The sequence below is a fragment of the Saccharomonospora iraqiensis subsp. iraqiensis genome (assembly GCF_000430445.1).
GTDB lineage: Bacteria > Actinomycetota > Actinomycetes > Mycobacteriales > Pseudonocardiaceae > Saccharomonospora > Saccharomonospora iraqiensis.
Map to the genome: position 1 here is coordinate 105,338 of NZ_KE387035.1, position 1,749 is coordinate 107,086.

The window sequence follows — 1,749 nt, forward strand, 5'->3', positions numbered from 1 at the left end:
CCGTGGTGTCCGCGGTCGGCAGGCTGCCGAAGGCGCAACGGCGGGCGGCCGAGCTGTGCCTGCTCGGTGAGCTCCCGGTCGCCGAGGCCGCCGCCGAGCTCGGGCTCGCCGAAGTCACCGTCCGCTCCCACCTCTCCCGGGCCCGTGCCCGGCTGCGCACCCTGCTGGAGGAATCATGACCGAACGCGAGAACGCCAACGAGTTCGACCTGCCGCCGCACCACACGCTCCCACCTCACGTGCGGGACCGGATGCTGACCGGGGTGCGCGAGGATCTGCACCGGCCGCAACGCCGGGTCAAGGCCCCGGTCGGGGCGGCCGCCGCCGTCGCGGTGCTGGCCGGTGGTGCCTTCGTGGTCACCGGCACGACCGGGGACGGGGACCCGACCGTGTCCCCCGCCGCCGGGGGGAGCGCGGAACGGGACCGCTGTGCGGCCGCGGTGGAGAGTGCGGGCCGCACGGCCGACTTCCCCGACCGCGCGTCCTGGGAGGTCGTGTCCAGTGCGGAGCTGGATCTGACCACCGTGACCGAGTTCCGGGCGGGGGAGACGAGGGTGTTCTGCGAGACGTCCGAGACGTCCGTGTCGCTGTCCGCCCCGGTCGCGGCCGGTGAAACCCCGGACGGCACCGGTGTCCGCGGCGCGATGACCACGCCGAACGGCACCGTGGTGGGGCTCGCCGGGGACGCGGTCGACGGGGTCCACCTCGCCGTGCCCGCCGACGACGGCACGGAGGACGCGGCCGAACGCGGCGAGCTGAGGGTGCGCGGCACGGGCCCGCACCTCAACGTCGTCCCCGTGGAGAACGGCGTGTTCCGCACCGCCCTGGCCCACCACGACATCACCGACCGCACCCTCAGCGCGCACATCACGCCGAGCGGGGAGAACCGGAACGGCTCCACCGTCGCGCGGAAGGGTCAGCCGCTGCCGCCGGTGCCGCCGGAGCTGGTCGTGACCGACCGTCCCGCGCAGGAGCCGGACCGCTCCTCCGCGGAGGGTCGGATGCTCACGGAGTGCCTGACGGGGCCGGGCGACGGTCGCGGCGGTGCGGTGGTCGACGCCCGCACCTGGCGCACGGGGGCGACGCTGCGCGAGCAGGTCGAGACCGGGATCGAGACCGAGGAGGGCACGACCGGCCTCGATCACGAGATCGCGTTCGTCATGGGGGTCAACGACCGGGCCGTCGGTATCTGCAGCCCGGAGCCGAGCTGGCACTTCACCGCGCACCCGTCGCCGGACGAGGCCACCTCGCCGGAGAAGCCGGTCGCCCCGGTGCAGGGCTCCTACGAGGGCGGCGGAATCTGGGTCGCGGGGGTTCTCGACGAGGGCATCGCCTGGGTGGAGCTCTCCGGCGGGGACACCGAGGTGTCGGCCGAGGCCCGGGAGCGGACGTTCGCCGCCTTCGTGCCGGGCGTCGGGCTCGAGGACACGACGGACACGGCCGAGGCGGGGCTGTCCGTCCGCGCGTACGACGCCGACGGCGCCCCGGTCCACGAGGGACCGTTGCCCACGCTCCCGGAGAAGTAGTCGTTTCTCCGGTGTCGACCGGATGAGGAGGGGCCCGCCGTTCGTGGCGGGCCCCTTCAGGGCGTCGTGGCGACAGCCGGGGAACGGAGCCCGGCCTGGGCGAACCCGGCCACGCCGTCGCGGAACGAGGTCGTCGCGGTGAAGCCCAGCAGTTCCCGGGCACGGGTCGGGTCGGCGACGACGTGGCGCACGTCGGCCGGGCGGGCACCGCCCACGACGCGCGG

Annotated in this window: 2 protein-coding genes and 1 pseudogene; 2 read left to right on the forward strand and 1 reads right to left on the reverse strand. The window is 75.1% G+C overall.

Translation table 11 applies throughout. The annotated features are described in order from the left end of the window. Positions 1–179, forward strand: a 179-nt coding sequence (locus ACTIR_RS25080; protein WP_267879475.1) for a sigma factor-like helix-turn-helix DNA-binding protein, incomplete at its 5' end; no start/stop codon positions are given. Then, positions 176–1,525: a hypothetical protein gene (locus tag ACTIR_RS0101475; protein WP_034237756.1), complete on the forward strand. Its 1,350-nt coding sequence runs from the start codon at positions 176–178 to the stop codon at positions 1,523–1,525. The genes ACTIR_RS25080 and ACTIR_RS0101475, both read left to right, overlap by 4 nt. A gap of 56 nt (positions 1,526–1,581) precedes the next feature. On the opposite strand, the pseudogene ACTIR_RS25685 reads toward ACTIR_RS0101475, so the two are convergent. Next, positions 1,582–1,749 (reverse strand): annotated as a pseudogene (locus ACTIR_RS25685) (NAD-dependent epimerase/dehydratase family protein); the annotation flags it as partial.

What these genes read in the sequence shown, in the direction of transcription:
- ACTIR_RS0101475 (WP_034237756.1), top strand. Translation starts at nt 176, where the DNA reads ATGACCGAACGCGAGAACGCCAACGAGTTCGACCTGCCGCCGCACCAC.